Source organism: Angustibacter luteus (assembly GCF_039541115.1).
GTDB classification, from domain to species: domain Bacteria; phylum Actinomycetota; class Actinomycetes; order Actinomycetales; family Angustibacteraceae; genus Angustibacter; species Angustibacter luteus.
Map to the genome: position 1 here is coordinate 23,443 of NZ_BAABFP010000004.1, position 16,466 is coordinate 39,908.

The following is a 16,466-nucleotide window of genomic DNA, read 5'->3' on the forward strand; positions in this document are numbered from 1 at the left end:
ACGCGGCGGGTGGCCACTAGCCTCACGTCGGTGCACCCACTCGCGCTCGCCAGCCGGCTCGCCACCCCGGCCGCCGCCGACTCCGGCGGCACCAACGTGGTGCCGGTCGTGGTGGTGACGCTCGTGGCCGCGCTGGTCGTGGCGCTCACCGCCCGGGTGGTGCGCCGGCGGCGGGACTTCGGCTCCTCAGCCGATCGCGCCACCTTCGAGACCCTGCACACCGCGTCGCTGGCGGCGCCCAGCCTGCGCGACGGGCTGACCGCCTCCGGGGCGGAGCGCGCCGTCAAGCACCTGCGGACCCTGCTCGGCACCCCGGCCGTGGCGTTGGTCGACGCCGCCGGGCACTGCCTGGCCTGGGACGGCGCCGGCGGCCGGCACGCCGCGGACGTCGGCCGGCACGCCGGCGGGGTGCTGACCGGTGGTCAGCCCGCGGTGGCCAGCGGCCCGGCGGTCGGCCAGGGCGAGGAGGCGCGCTGCGACGACCCGGACTGCCCCGTGCGGACGGCGGTGGTGGCCCCGATCGTCAGCGGCGACACCGTGGTCGGGGCGCTGCTGGCCTACGGCGGCCAGACCTCCGCGGGACTGGTGCGGGCGACGTCCGAGGTGGCGCGGTACGTGTCCTCGCAGGTCGCCCTCGCCGAGGTGGACCGCGAGCGCACCCGCGCGATGGAGGCCGAGTTGCGGGCGCTGCGCGCCCAGATCAGCCCGCACTTCGTCTACAACTCGTTGGCCGCGATCGCGTCGTTCGTGCGCACCGACCCCGAGCAGGCACGCGAGCTCCTGCTGGAGTTCGCCGACTTCACCCGGTACGCGTTCCGGCGGGGCGGGGAGTTCACCACGCTCGCCGACGAGCTGTCGAACGTCGAGCGGTACCTGCGGCTGGAGCAGGCGCGCTTCGGCGAGCGCCTGCAGATCTCGCTGCTCGTCGCGCCCGAGGTGCTGTCCGTCGCCGTGCCGTACCTGGTGCTGCAACCGTTGGTGGAGAACGCCGTCCGGCACGGGCTGGCCGACCGGACCGGCCCGGGGCACATCGTGATCACCGCGGAGGACGGCGGGTCCGAGGCGCTGCTGTCGGTGGAGGACGACGGCGCCGGCTCCGACCCCGAGGTGGTGCGGGCGGTGCTGTCCGGCGAGTCGTCCGCGGACTCGGTCGGGCTCGGCAACGTGGACGCCCGGCTGCGGCAGGTCTTCGGCGACGGCTACGGCCTGGTCGTGGAGACCGCGCCGGGCGCCGGGACCCGGGTGAGCCTGCGGGTGCCGAAGTACGCGCCGGGCGTCGCCGCCCGCTGAATCCCGGTTGCCGGTGATTTCCGGTTGCCCCGTGGCCGGTGCCCGTGATGCGCTCGAGTCATGGACCCGATGACCTTCGAGGCGATGCGTGCTGCCTTCGTGAACTGCTCGCGGAGCCAGCTCAAGGCGCTGCCGCCCCCACCGGGCCTCGCGGACCTGGACTGGCCGAACCTCGACTACCTGGGCTGGCGCGACCCGAAGGCGCCGCGGCGCGCGTACCTGGTGGCACCGCACGGCGCGGACGTCGTCGGGCTGGCGCTGCGCGCACCGCAGGGCTCGGGTCGACGCAAGGGCTCGGCGATGTGTGCGTTGTGCGCGTCGGTCCGGACGACGTCCGAGGTGGATCTGTTCGTCGCGCCCCGGGCCGGCAGTGCGGGCCGGGCCCACAACACCGTCGGCACCTACATCTGCACGGACCTCGCCTGCTCGCTGTACGTGCGCGGGTTGCGTGAGCTCGACCTGCCGCAGGGCGAGCGCCTGCCCGTGCCGGCCCGCGTCGCGCGCCTCACCGAGCGACTCGCCGCCTTCGTGGCCCGCGCCGTCCAGAACTGACCCCGCGCGCCGCAGATATCCCGCTTTCCGGGCTCATGAGGCGCGAATGGGCCCGGAAAGCGGGACATCTGCGTCCAGAGTCCTGCGGGGTGGGGTTATGGGCGGGGGTCAGGGGCGGGGGGCGAGGGCGAAGGCCTCGGCGAGCAGCTCGAAGGACCGCTGGCGCTCGACGGGGTCGTGCACGTTCGTGGTGACGATGAGCTCGTCGGCGCCGGCGTGCCGGGCGCGCTCGAGCAGACCCTCGCGGACGGCGTCCGGCGTGCCGGTCGTGACGAACCGGCGGGCCTGGGCGGCGATGTCCAGCTCGATGCTCGTCCAAGTGTGCGCGGCGGCCTCGTCGGGGCTGGGCAGCGGGCCGGGCTGGTTGGTCCGCAGGCGGGCGATCGACAGGTCGTTCGCCCGGGCCAGCTGGTCGGCCCGCTCCTGCGTGTCCGCGACGATGGCCGAGACGGCCAGGATCACCCGCGACTCGGACGGCGCCCCCGGCCGCCCCGAGGGACGGAACGACGCCCGGTAGCCGTCCACCGCCTCGGCCGGGTCGACGCTGCCGAAGTGCCCGGCGAAGGCGAACCCGGTGCCGAACGCCCCCGCCGCCTGCCCGCCGTACAGGCTGGACCCCAGGATCCAGACGGGCGGCAGCGGGACGTCGTCCGGCATGGCCCGGATCGCCGCGAACGGGTGCGACGGCTCGAAGCCGTCGACGTACGCGATCAGCTCGGCGTACTGCTGCGGGAAGTCGTCGGCACTCAGGGCCTCGTGACTGCGGCGCAACGCGTAGGCGGTGAGCTGGTCCGTGCCGGGGGCGCGTCCGATGCCCAGGTCGATCCGCCCCGGGTGCAGGCCCTCGAGCACCCGGAACGTCTCGGCCACCGTCAGCGGCGAGTGGTTCGGCAGCATGACGCCGCCGGAGCCGACCCGGATCCTGGACGTCGCCGCCGCCACCGCGCCGATCAGCACGGACGGCGTCGACGAGCTGACGCTGGGCAGCGAGTGGTGCTCGGCCAGCCAGAACCGCTCGTAGCCGAACCGCTCCGTGGCCCGGGCCAGCTCGATGGTGCGGTGCAGAGCCTGCGACGGCAGGGTGCCCGACGGCACCGGGGACAGGTCCAGGACGGACAGGGGGAGGGTGCTCACCCTCCTGCCAGCACCGCGGACCTCCCGGTTGATTCCCGACCGGACGATTCCCGACCGCCGCTCCCGGGCACGCCCCGCCAGCGAGCCAGCGGGTTCACCAGCGTCCCCTCGAGGCAGAGCGAGTACGCCGGGTCCTCCAGGTCGACCATCTCGTCGTTCTTGCGCAGCTGGAGCCGGTTCAGGCACGAGCGGGCGAACTCGGGGGCGAACAGCTCCTCGACCGCGCCGGCGACGTCGGGGTGCCGCTGCTGGTACTCGGCCAGCACCTGCGCGGCGACCGACCAGAACTCCCGCTCGGGCAGCGTGCCGGACGCGTCCAGCCTGGCCCCGAGGAACCGCAGGAACGAGTCGACGACGTCGGTCAGCACGGACAGCGGCCGCAGCTCGGCCGGGACGTCGAACTGGATCCGCCCGACGTCGGCCGGCAGCTCGCGGTCGAGGGTGACGACCAGCACCTCCTCGCCGATGTCCTTGAGCAGGACGCGGTCCACGACCCCGTCGCGCAGGACCAGGATGATGTTCTCGCCGTGCGGCATCAGCGCGACGTCGTGCCGGTAGAGCAGGTGCACGACCGGCACGAGGTAGGCCTGCAGGTAGCGGCGCAGCCAGTCCCGCGGGTCCAGGCCGCTGCGGGCCACCAGCTCGGCGGCCAGCGACCGGCCGTGGCCGTCGACGTGCAGGAGCGCGGCCATGGTCATCACGTGCTCCCCCTCGGCGACCCGGGGGACGGCGGACTCGCGCCACAGGGCCGCGAGCATCTTGCGGTACGGCGACCCGCTGGGAGCCGCCTGCGCGCTCGCCCCGCCCAGGTACCCGACGGCGGCCCGCTCGCGCAGCACCGAGAACCGCCGCGCGCCCAGCTCGTCGTCGGACTGGACCAGACCGTGCAGCCAGTCGTTGATCGCCGGCGTCGCGGCCATGTACTTCGCCGACAGCCCGCGCAGGAACCCCATGTTGAGCACCGACATGGCGGTCTTCACGTAGTGCCGCTCGGGCCGGGTCAGGTTGGCGAAGGTGCGGATGGACTGCTGCGCCTGGTACTCGTCCTGGCTGTCCCCCAGGTGCACCAGGTCCCGCCGGGCCAGGTCTGCGGCGAAGGTCACTGCGATCCGGTTCTCCCACTGCCACGGGTGCACGGGGACCAGCACGTACCCGGCGGCGTCCAGCCCGAGCTCGGTGAGCCGGCGGTGGAAGTCGGCGCGCACGCGCTCATCCAGCTCGGCATCCAGCAGCGCGTCCTCGGTGAGGTCGGTGGACAGCGCGAGGGTCGTCAGATCCCGCCGCGCCGCGAGCCAGGTGAGCCGGATCGGTCGTCCCACCTCGGGCGCGTACGCCAGGAAGTCCTGCGCGGACAGTCCGAGTCGGCCGTTGCAGGCGACGAAGCACGGGTGCCCCTCGGTCATGGCCGCCTCGACGACCTGGAACCGCTCCCCCGCCAGCTGCCGTGATCCTGGGCGTTCCGGGCCGAGCTTGAAGGCGGCGCTGGCCAGCGTGCTGGTGAGCTCCTCCAGGTAGACGGGCAGGATCTCGGCCGACAGCTGCAGGCTCGTGCGCAGGTCGGTGACCAGTCGCAGGGCGTCCGGCGGCGCGGGCTCACCATCGGCGTCCCAGTACTCCAGGGACGCCGCGTCGACCAACCAGTGGTCGAGCGCGTACCGCCGGGCCGTGAACCGGTAGCAGGCCCGACCGTCGTCGGCGACCACCTCGAAGCGATTGTCCGGCAACGGTTCCGGCCGGACCAGCAGCTCGTGGGCGAACTCCCCGAGGGCCTTGGCGACCAGCGTGCGGTTGGCTGCGTCCCAGCGCTGCGGGGTCAGGTGGTGCACCGGCCCCGGCCGCAGCAGGGACGGCCGGGCCCGTCCGTAGTCGGCGCGGGTGCACGCGCTGAGCGCCGCCCGCTTGCCCGGCAGCTCGACCTCTCGGTGGACGACGAAGCCGGCCTGCGCGTTGAGCCGCCGCACGGCGTCGTTGCGCACGTCCGGCTCGACGACGACGCGAACGGTGGCCGGGTCGGCGAACAGCCAGTCCAGCACGACGGCGAACACCGCTCGGGTGAAGCCCGCGACCGGCTCGCCGGACGGCGCGACGAGCACGTGCATCCCGACGTCCCCGTCCTGCACCCGGTACGTCGAGCCGACGGCGTCCTGGCGAGGGTCGTACCGCTCGACCAGGAACGCCGGCCGGCCATCGTGCTCGCCGATGAAGGCGTCGTGACCCGGCCGGGCGGCGATGGCCTGGTACACCGCGCGGGTGCCCTCGACATCGGCCGGGGTGGGCTCCCAGAACCGGGCCTTGTCGTGGGTCGTCCAGCCGTGCAGCAGCGCCGCGTCCGCGTCCGGGTCGACCGGCCGCAGCCGGAGCTGCCCGACGCCGGAGATCTGCTGCGCCGACAGGTCGGCATCGGTGGTGGTGGTGTGGGTGGTCATGCGGGGACCTCCTGCTTGTCCTGCAACGGTTCACGGACGTCCAGCGGGCGAGGCACGCCGAACTCCTGGTGGGCGATGGACTGCTCGATCGGGTAGACCTCGCGACCGGTGATCGACCGGACCAGCCACGAGTTGCGGTAGGCGGCCATACCGAGGTCCGGCGCGACGAAGCCGTGGGTGTGCAGCTCGGCGTTCTGCACGAAGACCTCGTCGCCGGCGACGTCCACGGAGTAGTTGCGGTGCACGGCGAAGCGGCCCTGCTCGTCCCAGCGGATGCGGTGCCGGATCGGGTCGAGGAAGGCCGGCGCGGCGTAGCGGTACCCGGTGGCCAGGACGAGCGAGCCGGTCGTGTGCTCGAAGCGGCGGCGCTGCTCGACCTGCTCCACCCCCAGCCGCAGCCTGCCGTCACCGTCGCGCTCACAGGTGCGCACCTCGGTGTTGGTGAGCAGTCGGGTGCGTTGCGGCCCATCGAGGTCGAGCTCGTAGAGCCGGTCGTAGATCTCGTTGACCAGCCCGGAGTTGATGCCCTTGTAGAGCGAGCGCTGCGCGCGCACCAGCCCGTCGCGCGTCTCGGCCGGCAGCGCGTGGAAGTAGTCCGTGTAGTCCGGCGAGGTCATCTCCAACGTGAGCTTGGTGTACTCCAGCGGGAAGAACCGGGGTGAGCGGGTCAGCCAGGTCAGCTGGTAGTCGTGGGCGGGCAGGTCTGCCAGCAGGTCGGCGTAGATCTCGGCGGCGCTCTGCCCGCTGCCCACCACCGTGATGGACCCGCTGCGCCGCAACGACTTCGCGGCCTGCAGGTACTGCGAGCTGTGCACGACGTCACCGCCCGACGCCCACTGCGCCCGCAACGGCTCGGGTACGTACGGCGGCGTCCCCGTGCCGAGGACGAGCCGCCGACCCCGGTACGTCGAGCGGTCTCCGGTGGCCGGTCGGACGGCGTGCACGACGTACGCCTGGTCGGCCGCGTCGTACTCGACGGACTCCACCCGCTGAGCCAGCCGGACCGACCGCAGCTGCCCCGCCGCCCAGCGGCAGTAGGCGTCGAACTCGCGGCGGAGCGGGAAGAAGCTCTCGCGGATGTAGAAGGGGTACAGCCGACCGGTCTGCTTCAGGTAGGACAGGAACGACAGCGGGGACGTCGGATTGGCCAGACTGACCAGGTCGGCCAGGAACGGGGTCTGCAGGGTCGCGCCCTGGAGCAGCATCCCCGGGTGCCAGGCCAGCTCGGAGCGCGCCTCGAGGAAGACGGCGTCGACGTCGTCCAACGGGTCGAGCAGGCACGCCAGGCCGAGGTTGAACGGCCCGAGCCCGATCCCGACCACGTCGTGGACGTGCTCGGCGGTCGGTGTGCTCATCGGACGGCCTCCTCGTCGCGGATGACGGCGAGGGAGCGCTCGGCGTGCACCGCCGCGAGGTCCAGCACCTGGGCCACGTCCCGCAGCGTCGTGCGCGGGTTCAGCAGCGTGAGCTTGAGGTGGTGCCGTCCGTCGACGGTGGTGCTGGCGACCACTGCTTCGCCATGCGCCGACAGCCCCTCGCGCACCGCTAGCACGAGGGCGTCGCTGACGTCCTCCGGCAGCCCCGGCTCCGGGGTGCAGCGGAACACCACGGTGCTCAGCTCGGGGACCGAGGCGAGCTCGAAGCGCGGGTCGGCGGCGACCAGCCCCGCGACGTCCGCTGCCAGGTCGACGACGTCGTCGAACAGCCGCCCCACGCCGTCCGCGCCCATCACGCGCAGCGTGAGCCAGAGCTTCAGGGCATCGAACCGGCGGGTGGTCTGCAGGCTCTTGTCGACCTGGTTGGGGATGCTGCGCCGCACGTGCCGCTCGGGGTTCAGGTAGTCGGCGTGGTGCCGCACGTGCCGGAGCACGGCTCGGTCGCGCACCAGCACAGCGCTCGAGCTGACCGGCTGGAAGAAGGACTTGTGGAAGTCCACCGTCACCGAGTCGGCGCGCTCGATGCCGGCCAGCAGGTGCCGGCGGCGGGGCGAGACCAGCAGGCCGCAGCCGTACGCGGCATCCACGTGCAGCCACACGCCGGCCGCCCGGCAGGCATCCGCGATGGCCCGCAGCGGGTCCACCACCCCGAAGTCCGTCGTCCCCGCCGTCGCCACCACGGCCATCGGCACCAGCCCCTGGCCGGCCACCGCAGCGAGCTCCCGGCGCAGAGACGCGGCGTCCATCCGCCGGTCGGCGTCGACGTCCACCGCGATCACCGCCTCGGGCGCCAGGCCGAGCAGCTTGGCCGACGTGGTGACGCTGAAGTGGGCGTCCCGCGACGCCAGGACGCGCAGCCTCGACAGGTCCCGGTTGCCGGCGTCCGGCCCGGCGGCCGCCTCGCGGGCCAGCAGCAGAGCCTGCAGGTTGGACTGCGTCCCGCCGCTGGTGAACACACCGTCGGCGTCGGGCCCCAGGCCGACCCGGTCGGCGGTCCAGTCCACGAGGCGCCGTTCGATCAGGGTCGCCCCGGCGCTCTGGTCCCAGGTGTCCATCGAGGAGTTGACCGCCGCGATGATCGCCTCCGCCGCGAGCGCCGGCACCGCGACCGGGCAGTTCAGGTGGGCCAGGTAGCGCGGGTGGTGGAACCAGACGGCGTCCCGCAGGTAGAGCGGTTCGAGCTCGTCGAGCGCGGCCGCGAGGTCGGGCAGCGGCCGGGACAGGTCGACCTGGTCCACCTCCGCCGCGAGGGCCGCGGGCGAGATGCCGGTGAACGCCTGCGGGGTGGCGGCGACCCGGTCGCTGACCCGCAGCACGGTCTCCACGACCGCCCGCGCGTAGGACGCCGCCGTGTCGGACCCCAGCAGCAGGTGCTCCGGACCGGTGGCGAGGTCGGACGCAGCGCCGGCCGGCGCGGTCCTGGTGCCGACAGGTGTCATCTCAGCTCCTTCGTCGTTAAGTAAGGTTAGGCTTACCTTACTCATAGATCGGACGAATGGGGCAAGTCGCGCAGGTCACTGCTCCACCGCGCGAACGGCGCTGCACGTCGTAGGCTCCGCGCCATGGTGGACGCACCCCCCGGCGCCCTGTCCGCACTCGTCGTGGACGACGAGGAGCCTGCGCTCGCCGAGCTGGCCTACCTGCTCGGTCAGGACGAGCGGGTCAGCGCCATCCGCACGGCCAACAGCGGCCCCGGCGCCCTACGACTGCTCGACAGCGCGGCCGTCGACGTGGTGTTCTGCGACATCGCCATGCCCGGGCTGGACGGGCTGGACCTGGCGCGAGTCCTGGCCCGGTTCGCCCGCCGTCCCCAGGTCGTCTTCGTGACCGCCTACGACCAGCACGCGGTCGACGCCTTCGACCTGCGGGCCACCGACTACGTGATGAAGCCGGTCCGCGCGGAGCGGTTGCGCGAGGCCGTCCGCCGGGTCGTGGAGGCCCGTGACGGCGCGCCCGAGCCGGTCGAGGACGACGAGACGATCGCGGTCGAGCTCGGCGGGGTGACCCGCTTCGTGCAGCGCTCGCAGGTCCGCTACGTCGAAGCGCACGGGGACTACGCCCGGTTGCACACGACCGCCGGCAGCCACCTGCTGCGGATCCCGCTCGCCACCCTGGAGGAGCGTTGGGGCACAGCGGGTTTCGTCCGCATCCACCGCAGCACCCTGGTGGCCCTGCAGCACGTCGACGAGGTGCGCTCGGACGGCGGTCGCTACACCGTCCGGCTCGGGGACGACGAGCTCGCGGTCAGCCGGCGGCACACCCGCGAGCTGCGCGACCGGTTGATCCGGTCCGCCCGGCCCGGGCGACCGGACCCCCGGTGAGCCAGCGCCCGCCGTCCGAGCCGCCCCGTCGGGTCCGGGTCACCAGCCCGCTGATGGGAGCGTCCCGGCGCGCGCCGTCCCGGCCGGCCACCCGCGAGATCGACGAGCAGACCGGGCTCGGCGAGGTGTACATGCGCTCCCTGCTGCGCAGCCAGCTCCGGCTGGCCCTCAGCGTCCTGGCCGCCACCGGGGTGCTGCTCGGCGGGCTCCCCCTGCTGTTCGCCCTCGCCCCGTCCGTCGCGGACGCCCACCTGCTGGGCCTGCCGCTGCCGTGGCTGCTGCTGGCCGTCCTGGTGTACCCGATGCTGTGGCTGGCGGCCCGGTTCTACGTGCGGCAGGCCGAACGCAACGAAGCCGAGTTCACCGACGTCCTGGAACGGCACTGACCGTGGGCGAACCGCAGGTGGCCTCCCTGGTCGCGGTGGTGCTGGTGTCGGTCGCGACCATCGCCGTCGGCGCGTTCGGGCTGCGGATGTCGCGCACCACCAGCGACTTCTACGTCGCCAGCCGCGCCGTCTCGCCCCGGTGGAACGCCTCGGCCATCGGCGGCGAGTACCTCTCTGCCGCAAGCTTTCTCGGCGTCGCCGGCCTGGTGCTGGTCGCCGGCACGGACATGCTGTGGTTCCCCGTCGGCTACACCGCGGGCTACCTGGTGCTGCTCGTGCTGGTCGCGGCACCGTTGCGCCGGTCCGGGGCGTACACGCTGCCGGACTTCGCCGAGGGACGCCTGGAGTCTCGGGAGGTGCGGCGTGCGGCGTCCGTCCTGGTCGTCGGGATCGGCTGGCTCTACCTCGTTCCCCAGCTGCAGGGGGCCGGCATCGCGCTCAGTGCCGTGACCGGGGCACCGCTGTGGATGGGCGCCGCGCTGGTGGCGATCGTGGTGGTGCTCAACGTGGTGGCCGGCGGGATGCGGTCCATCACCTTCGTCCAGGCCTTCCAGTACTGGCTGAAGCTGACCGCGATCGCGGTGCCGATGTTCTTCATCCTGCTGGTCTGGCGCGGGGACGGCGCCCCCTCCCCGGCGACGGCCGAGTGGATCCGGCCGCTGGGCGGGGCCTCCGGCCGCGACCACCCGCTGTACTCGACGTACTCGATCGTGCTGGCCCTGTTCTTCGGGACGATGGGGCTGCCGCACGTGCTGGTTCGCTTCTACACCAACCCCGACGGCCGGGCCGCGCGACGCACGACGCTCGTGGTGATCGCGCTGCTCGGTGCCTTCTACCTGTTCCCGCCGATGTACGGCGCGCTCGGCCGCATCTACGCTCCCGACCTCGTCGTGACCGGCCGCGCCGACACGGTCGTCCTCCTCCTCCCGCAACGGGTCATCCCCGGGATCGGTGGGGACCTGCTCAGCGCCCTGACCACCGCGGGGGCGTTCGCGGCGTTCCTGTCGACGTCGTCCGGGCTGGTCATGTCGGTCTCCGGCGTGCTGCACCAGGACCTCCTCTCGCGGTGGCAGCGCGGCGGTGGGCGCTCCTCCTGGCGGCGACGTCCCGAGTCCCTGCGCGGGTTCCGCACCGCCACCGCGCTCTCGGTCCTGGTGCCGTTCACGCTGTCGCTGTTCGCCGGGTCGCTGAGCCTGGCGGACACCGTGGGGCTCGCGTTCGCCGTCGCCGCCTCGACCTTCTGCCCCCTGCTGGTGCTCGGCATCTGGTGGCGCGGCCTGACCCGGGTCGGCGCCCTCACCGGGCTCGCCGTGGGCGGGGGCCTGGCCAGCATCGCGGTCCTGGTCACCATGATCGGCGGGACCCGCGCCGGCTGGAGCGGCGCCCTGCTTGCCCAGCCCGCCGCGTGGACGGTGCCGCTGGCGTTCGCCGTGATGGTCGGGGTCTCGCTGGCCACCCCGCGGACCGTGCCGCCGCACGTCGCCCGGACGATGGTCCGGCTGCACGCCCCCGAGAGCGTGGACGTCGACCGCTCGTCGCGCTGAGCGCGCCGTTCATCGCGCCCGCACCGGCCGCCGGACGCCGGATCGCCCCTTCCGGCGACGCCACGGCCTCGAATCCTTCCCCGCCAGGACCTCCAAGAGAACAGTGACGGCCGTCACACCGTGGTGACGGCGCGTGCCCGCGTCGTCCGTCTGCCGTCCGGGAGGACACGTGAGCAGCACCGACCAGCAAGACGGGGGAGGCGGGACGACGAGCTACATCGCCGTCCAGGACTCGCCAGAGTTCGCCCACCTGCGGCGCACCTTCCGCACCTTCGTGTTCCCCATGACCGCACTGTTCCTGGTCTGGTACTTCGTCTACGTCCTGCTGTCGACCTACGCACCGGACTTCATGTCGCACAAGGTGTTCGGCAACATCACGACCGGCCTGCTGTTCGGACTCGGGCAGTTCGTCTCGACGTTCGCGATCACGATGATCTACCGCAGCTGGGCGGACAAGAAGTTCGACCCGGCCGCCGCCGAGCTGGCCGAGCGGGTCCTCGCCCACCCTGACCACGAGGACGGTTCCCGATGAACGCCGCCGCGATGGACGGCGCCGTGCTGCGCGCCGCGGACACCCCTGGTAGTCCCGGGGTCAACATCACCATCTTCGCCATCTTTGTCGCCGTGACCCTCGGCATCGTTTTCCGGGCCTCGCGCAACAACAAGAGCGCTGCGGACTACTACGCGGCCGGCCGCTCCTTCACCGGCCCGCAGAACGGCATCGCGATCTCCGGCGACTACCTCTCTGCCGCCAGCTTCCTGGGCATCGCCGGCGCCATCGCGATCAACGGCTACGACGGCTTCCTGTACTCGATCGGCTTCCTGGTCGCGTGGCTGGTCGCCCTGCTGCTGGTCGCCGAGCTGCTGCGCAACACGGGCCGGTTCACCATGGCCGACGTCCTGTCGTTCCGGTTGCGGCAGAGGCCGATCCGGATGGCCGCGGCGATCAGCACGCTGGTCGTCAGCTTCTTCTACCTGCTGGCCCAGATGGCCGGCGCCGGTGGCCTCGTCGCGCTGCTCCTGGGCGTCGACGGCAAGACCGGCCAGGGCATCGTCATCGCCGTCGTCGGCGTGATCATGGTGCTGTACGTCCTGATCGGTGGCATGAAGGGCACCACCTGGGTGCAGATCGTCAAGGCGGTCCTGCTGGTGATCGGTGCCGGCGTCATGACGATCTGGGTGCTCAGCAAGTACGGCTTCAACCTGTCGGACCTGCTGGGCGCGGCCGTCGAGAAGAGCGCCAAGGGCGAGGGGATCCTCAGCCCGGGCCTGCAGTACGGCAAGACCGACACCTCGAAGCTGGACTTCATCTCGCTGTCGTTGGCCCTGGTGCTCGGCACCGCCGGCCTCCCGCACGTGCTGATGCGGTTCTACACCGTGCCCTCGGCCAAGGAGGCCCGGCGCAGCGTGGTCTGGGCGATCTGGATCATCGGCATCTTCTACCTGTTCACCCTGGTGATCGGGTACGGCGCCGCCGCCCTGGTGGGCCCGAAGACGATCGCCGCAGCCCCGGGCAAGGCCAACTCGGCGGCGCCACTGCTCGCGTTCGAGCTCGGCGGCACCCTGTTCCTCGGCCTGATATCCGCGATCGCGTTCGCCACGATCCTGGCGGTGGTCGCCGGGCTCACCATCACGGCCAGCGCCTCGTTCGCCCACGACATCTACGCCAACGTGATCAAGAACGGCGAAGTCAACCCGGACGCCGAGGTCAAGGTCGCCCGCCGCGCCGCGATGGTGATCGGGGTGTGCGCGATCATCGGCGGCATCTTCGCCATCGGGCAGAACGTGGCCTTCCTGGTGGCGCTCGCGTTCGCGATCGCGGCGAGCGCCAACCTGCCGACCATCCTCTACTCGCTGTTCTGGAAGAGGTTCAACACCAGGGGCGCGCTGTGGTCGATGTACGGCGGCCTGATCTCGGCCGTCGTCCTGATCATCTTCTCGCCGGTCGTGTCCGGGAAGCCGGCCGACCCGGTGACCGGCAAGAGCCTGTCGATGATCACGGACACCTCGATCGACTTCCACTGGTTCCCGCTGGACAACCCTGGTCTCGTCTCGATCCCGCTGGCCTTCTTCCTCGGCTGGATCGCCACGCTGACCAGCAAGGAGAGCTCGAGCCGCGAGAAGTACGCCGAGATGGAGGTCCGCTCGCTCACCGGGGCCGGCGCCGAGAAGGCGGTCATCCACTAGCCCCACCCGCACAACCCGGTTCCGCCACTCGGGCCGGTTTCCGCCACTCAGGCCGCTCCCCGACGTCCCGGGAGCGGCCTGAGTGGCGAAAACGGACAGCAGTCATATAGTCCGGCTATCCACCCTGAGAACCACGGAGGCTCCCTGATGACCCGACGGCTACGGATGACGGCTCTGGCCGGCGCACTCGCGCTGGGCCTGGTCGGCGGCGGAGTGGCGCTCGCCGACACGCCCTCCCCCGCGATCACCACCTTCACGCCGCGCTCCGAAGCGCAGATCACGAACATCGACGTGCTGCGCCAGCAGATCCGCAACTACTACGGCGACCCGCTGGGCACCGGCGTCTTCGCCGCGGACGGCAACTACGCCAAGGAGGCCACCGGCGTGGCCAAGTCCGGCACGCGCTACCTGTCCGGGGGCCAGCACGGACCGCACGGCAAGGCGTCGACGTCGCACGCCAGGAAGGCGATCCTGCTGGACGTCGACGACACCACCCTGGCGACCTGGAACTACGAGATCGTCAGCAACTGGGCGTACAACCCGACCACGAACGCCGACTACGTGAACGGCCAGAAGTTCCCCGCCGTGCCGGGCATGGTCGGCCTGGTGAAGTACGCCGCCGACCACGGGTACGCGGTCTTCTACCTGACCGGACGCCCGACCACCCAGGAGGCCGCGACGCTCGGCAACCTGACCTCGGACGGCGTGGGCGTGGACGCGGGCTACCCCGCCCCGACCACGTTGCCGAACGGCGAGGACGGCCTGTTCACCAAGCCGGCCGTGGCCGACTACCCGGGCTACCTGAAGACCGCCTGCGTGAACGACCCGGACGGCAAGTGCACGACGATCCACTACAAGTCCGCGACCCGGGCGCACATCGAGTCGCTCGGCTACGACATCGTCGCGAACTTCGGCGACCAGTACAGCGACCTCAAGGGCGGGTACGCCGACCGCACCTTCAAGCTGCCGAACCCGAACTACTTCCTGCCCTGACCGACCCGGGGTTGCTCACCCCAGGCCGCTCTGCTCACCCCAGGCCGCTCCCGGAAGCCCCGGGAGCGGCTCTGGGTGAGCAAGCCGCGCACCAGAGCAGCCGTTGGGCGACTGAGAGCGACCGCTGACCCAGGCGCCCCTGTCGGACGCCGGAGCCGCTGGCTAGGGTCGGACGCGGACGACGACGACCACGCGCGCGGAGGATGCCCCCATGTCGAGCGAGACCCCGAGCACCAGCCTGGAGAACCTCAGCCGCGAGGACCGCCGGTTCCCGCCGAGCGAGGAGTTCAGCGCCCAGGCCGTGGCCACCAGCGAGCTGTACGACCGGGCCGCCGCCGACCGCGAGGGCTTCTGGGCCGAGCAGGCCCGCGAGCTGCTCAGCTGGAGCACCGACTTCACCCAGACCCTCGACTGGTCCAACGCGCCCTTCGCGAAGTGGTTCGTCGGCGGCGAGCTCAACGTCGCCTACAACTGCACCGACCGGCACGTCGAGGCCGGGCACGGCGACCGGGTCGCGCTGCACTTCGAGGGTGAGCCCGGCGACACCCGCACCCTCACCTACGCCGAGCTGACCGCGGCGGTCAAGCAGGCCGCCAACGCGCTCACCGACCTCGGCGTCGGCGAGGGCGACCGGGTCGCGATCTACCTGCCGATGATCCCCGAGGCCGTGATCTCGATGCTGGCCTGCGCCCGGATCGGCGCGCCGCACAGCGTCGTGTTCGGCGGCTTCAGCGCGGAGGCGCTGCACAGCCGGATCGAGGACGCCCAGGCCAAGCTCGTCATCACCAGCGACGGCGGCTACCGGCGCGGCAAGCCCGCGGCGCTCAAGCCGGCCGTGGACGGTGCCCTCGCCAAGGGCTCGGAGAGCGTCGAGCACGTGCTCGTCGTCCGGCGCACCGGTCAGGACGTCGAGTGGACCGACGGGCGCGACGTGTGGTGGCACGACGTGGTCGACTCCGCGAGCGCCGAGCACGAGGCGCAGCCGATGGACGCCGAGCACCCGCTGTTCATCCTCTACACCTCAGGCACGACCGGGAAGCCGAAGGGCATCCTGCACACCAGCGGTGGCTACCTGACCCAGGCCACGTACACCCACCGCAACGTCTTCGACCTGAAGCCCGAGACGGACGTCTACTGGTGCACGGCCGACATCGGCTGGGTCACCGGCCACAGCTACATCGTCTACGGCCCGCTGAGCAACGGCGCGACCCAGGTGATCTACGAGGGGACGCCGGACACGCCGCACCAGGGTCGCTGGTGGGAGATCGTCGCCAAGTACGGCGTGAGCATCCTCTACACGGCGCCGACGGCGATCCGCACCTTCATGAAGTGGGGCGAGCAGATCCCGGCCGAGCACGACCTGACCTCGCTGCGGGTCCTGGGCAGCGTCGGTGAGCCGATCAACCCCGAGGCGTGGGTCTGGTACCGCCGGGTCATCGGCGGCGACCGCACGCCGGTGGTGGACACCTGGTGGCAGACCGAGACGGGCGCGATCATGATCAGCCCGCTGCCCGGCGTCACGACCGCCAAGCCCGGCTCGGCGCAGGTGCCGCTGCCCGGGATCAGCGCCGACGTCCTGGACGACGAGGGGCACCCGGTGCCCAACGGCAGTGGCGGCTACCTGGTGCTGACCGAGCCGTGGCCGTCGATGCTGCGCGGGATCTGGGGTGACGACGAGCGGTACAAGGAGACGTACTGGTCGCGCTTCGAGCACATGTACTTCGCCGGGGACGGCGCCAAGAAGGACGACGACGGGGACCTGTGGCTGCTCGGCCGGGTGGACGACGTCATGAACATCTCGGGCCACCGGCTGTCCACGACGGAGATCGAGTCGGCCCTGGTGTCGCACCCGAAGGTCGCCGAGGCCGCGGTCGTGGGGGCCGCCGACGACACCACCGGTCAGGCGGTCTGCGCGTTCGTGATCCTGCGCGGCAACGCGGAGCAGGGCGATGACATCGTCACCGAGCTGCGCAACCACGTCGCGCAGGAGATCGGCCCGATCGCCAAGCCGCGCCAGATCATGGTCGTCGCCGAGCTGCCCAAGACGCGCTCGGGCAAGATCATGCGCCGGCTGCTCAAGGACGTCGCGGAGAACCGCGAGGTCGGCGACGTCACCACACTGGCGGACAACACCGTGATGGACCTGATCAAGTCCGGGATGACGGGGTCGAGCGAGGACTGACTCCGGCCGGGCGGC

The 16,466-nt window shown here is 72.0% G+C and carries 13 protein-coding genes; 9 read left to right on the plus strand and 4 right to left on the minus strand.

Features of this window, described 5'->3' with window-relative positions:
• Positions 1–132: 132 nt before the first annotated feature.
• Both ABEB17_RS06435 and ABEB17_RS06440 read left to right on the plus strand, forming a co-directional pair.
• Positions 133–1,290: a sensor histidine kinase gene (locus ABEB17_RS06435; RefSeq protein WP_345716367.1), complete on the plus strand. Its 1,158-nt coding sequence runs from the start codon at positions 133–135 to the stop codon at positions 1,288–1,290.
• Positions 1,291–1,350: 60 nt separating this feature from the next.
• Positions 1,351–1,842 carry an FBP domain-containing protein gene (locus ABEB17_RS06440; RefSeq protein WP_345715854.1) on the plus strand — a complete coding sequence of 164 codons (492 nt, stop codon included), beginning with the start codon at positions 1,351–1,353 and terminating at the stop codon, positions 1,840–1,842.
• 108 nt (positions 1,843–1,950) lie between these two features.
• On the opposite strand, the gene ABEB17_RS06445 is transcribed toward ABEB17_RS06440, so the two are convergent.
• The 4 genes from ABEB17_RS06445 to ABEB17_RS06460 are packed head-to-tail and all read right to left on the minus strand — an operon-like array spanning position 1,951 to position 8,277.
• Positions 1,951–2,976, minus strand: a complete 1,026-nt coding sequence (locus ABEB17_RS06445; protein ID WP_345715855.1) for an LLM class flavin-dependent oxidoreductase — start codon at positions 2,974–2,976, stop codon at positions 1,951–1,953.
• Entirely contained in the window at positions 2,973–5,402 is a 2,430-nt protein-coding gene (locus ABEB17_RS06450) for a GNAT family N-acetyltransferase (RefSeq protein ID WP_345715856.1), read from the minus strand. The genes ABEB17_RS06445 and ABEB17_RS06450 overlap by 4 nt, the downstream gene beginning before the upstream one ends.
• Entirely contained in the window at positions 5,399–6,757 is a 1,359-nt protein-coding gene (locus tag ABEB17_RS06455) for a lysine N(6)-hydroxylase/L-ornithine N(5)-oxygenase family protein (protein ID WP_345715857.1), read from the minus strand. Before ABEB17_RS06455 ends, ABEB17_RS06450 begins: the two co-directional genes overlap by 4 nt.
• Complete coding sequence (locus ABEB17_RS06460; RefSeq protein WP_345715858.1) at positions 6,754–8,277, minus strand: pyridoxal phosphate-dependent decarboxylase family protein; 1,524 nt, start codon at positions 8,275–8,277, stop codon at positions 6,754–6,756. The genes ABEB17_RS06455 and ABEB17_RS06460 overlap by 4 nt, the downstream gene beginning before the upstream one ends.
• Positions 8,278–8,400: 123 nt before the next feature.
• Between ABEB17_RS06460 and ABEB17_RS06465 the strand changes: the two genes are divergently transcribed.
• From ABEB17_RS06465 to acs, 7 genes are all read left to right on the plus strand, one after another.
• On the plus strand, positions 8,401–9,159 hold the full coding sequence (locus ABEB17_RS06465) for a LytR/AlgR family response regulator transcription factor (RefSeq protein WP_345715859.1): 759 nt from the start codon (positions 8,401–8,403) through the stop codon (positions 9,157–9,159).
• Positions 9,156–9,545, plus strand: coding sequence for a hypothetical protein (locus ABEB17_RS06470; RefSeq protein ID WP_345715860.1), 390 nt, complete (start codon positions 9,156–9,158; stop codon positions 9,543–9,545). Before ABEB17_RS06465 ends, ABEB17_RS06470 begins: the two co-directional genes overlap by 4 nt.
• 2 nt (positions 9,546–9,547) lie before the next feature.
• Positions 9,548–11,089, plus strand: coding sequence for a sodium/solute symporter (locus ABEB17_RS06475; protein WP_345715861.1), 1,542 nt, complete (start codon positions 9,548–9,550; stop codon positions 11,087–11,089).
• A gap of 169 nt (positions 11,090–11,258) precedes the next feature.
• Entirely contained in the window at positions 11,259–11,621 is a 363-nt protein-coding gene (locus ABEB17_RS06480) for a DUF485 domain-containing protein (RefSeq protein ID WP_345715862.1), read from the plus strand.
• On the plus strand, positions 11,618–13,276 hold the full coding sequence (locus ABEB17_RS06485) for a solute symporter family protein (RefSeq protein WP_345715863.1): 1,659 nt from the start codon (positions 11,618–11,620) through the stop codon (positions 13,274–13,276). Before ABEB17_RS06480 ends, ABEB17_RS06485 begins: the two co-directional genes overlap by 4 nt.
• 147 nt (positions 13,277–13,423) lie before the next feature.
• Positions 13,424–14,269, plus strand: coding sequence for an HAD family acid phosphatase (locus ABEB17_RS06490; RefSeq protein WP_345715864.1), 846 nt, complete (start codon positions 13,424–13,426; stop codon positions 14,267–14,269).
• A gap of 211 nt (positions 14,270–14,480) precedes the next feature.
• The gene (gene acs / locus ABEB17_RS06495) at positions 14,481–16,451 is read left to right on the plus strand and encodes an acetate--CoA ligase (RefSeq protein ID WP_345715866.1); all 1,971 of its coding nucleotides are present in this window, start codon (positions 14,481–14,483) and stop codon (positions 16,449–16,451) included.
• The last annotated feature ends 15 nt before the right edge of the window (positions 16,452–16,466 follow it).

What these genes read in the sequence shown, in the direction of transcription:
- acs (WP_345715866.1), top strand. Translation starts at nt 14,481, where the DNA reads ATGTCGAGCGAGACCCCGAGCACCAGCCTGGAGAACCTCAGCCGCGAG.
- ABEB17_RS06450 (WP_345715856.1), bottom strand. Translation starts at nt 5,402, where the DNA reads ATGACCACCCACACCACCACCACCGATGCCGACCTGTCGGCGCAGCAG.
- ABEB17_RS06485 (WP_345715863.1), top strand. Translation starts at nt 11,618, where the DNA reads ATGAACGCCGCCGCGATGGACGGCGCCGTGCTGCGCGCCGCGGACACC.
- ABEB17_RS06455 (WP_345715857.1), bottom strand. Translation starts at nt 6,757, where the DNA reads ATGAGCACACCGACCGCCGAGCACGTCCACGACGTGGTCGGGATCGGG.
- ABEB17_RS06490 (WP_345715864.1), top strand. Translation starts at nt 13,424, where the DNA reads ATGACCCGACGGCTACGGATGACGGCTCTGGCCGGCGCACTCGCGCTG.
- ABEB17_RS06465 (WP_345715859.1), top strand. Translation starts at nt 8,401, where the DNA reads ATGGTGGACGCACCCCCCGGCGCCCTGTCCGCACTCGTCGTGGACGAC.
- ABEB17_RS06460 (WP_345715858.1), bottom strand. Translation starts at nt 8,277, where the DNA reads ATGACACCTGTCGGCACCAGGACCGCGCCGGCCGGCGCTGCGTCCGAC.
- ABEB17_RS06440 (WP_345715854.1), top strand. Translation starts at nt 1,351, where the DNA reads ATGGACCCGATGACCTTCGAGGCGATGCGTGCTGCCTTCGTGAACTGC.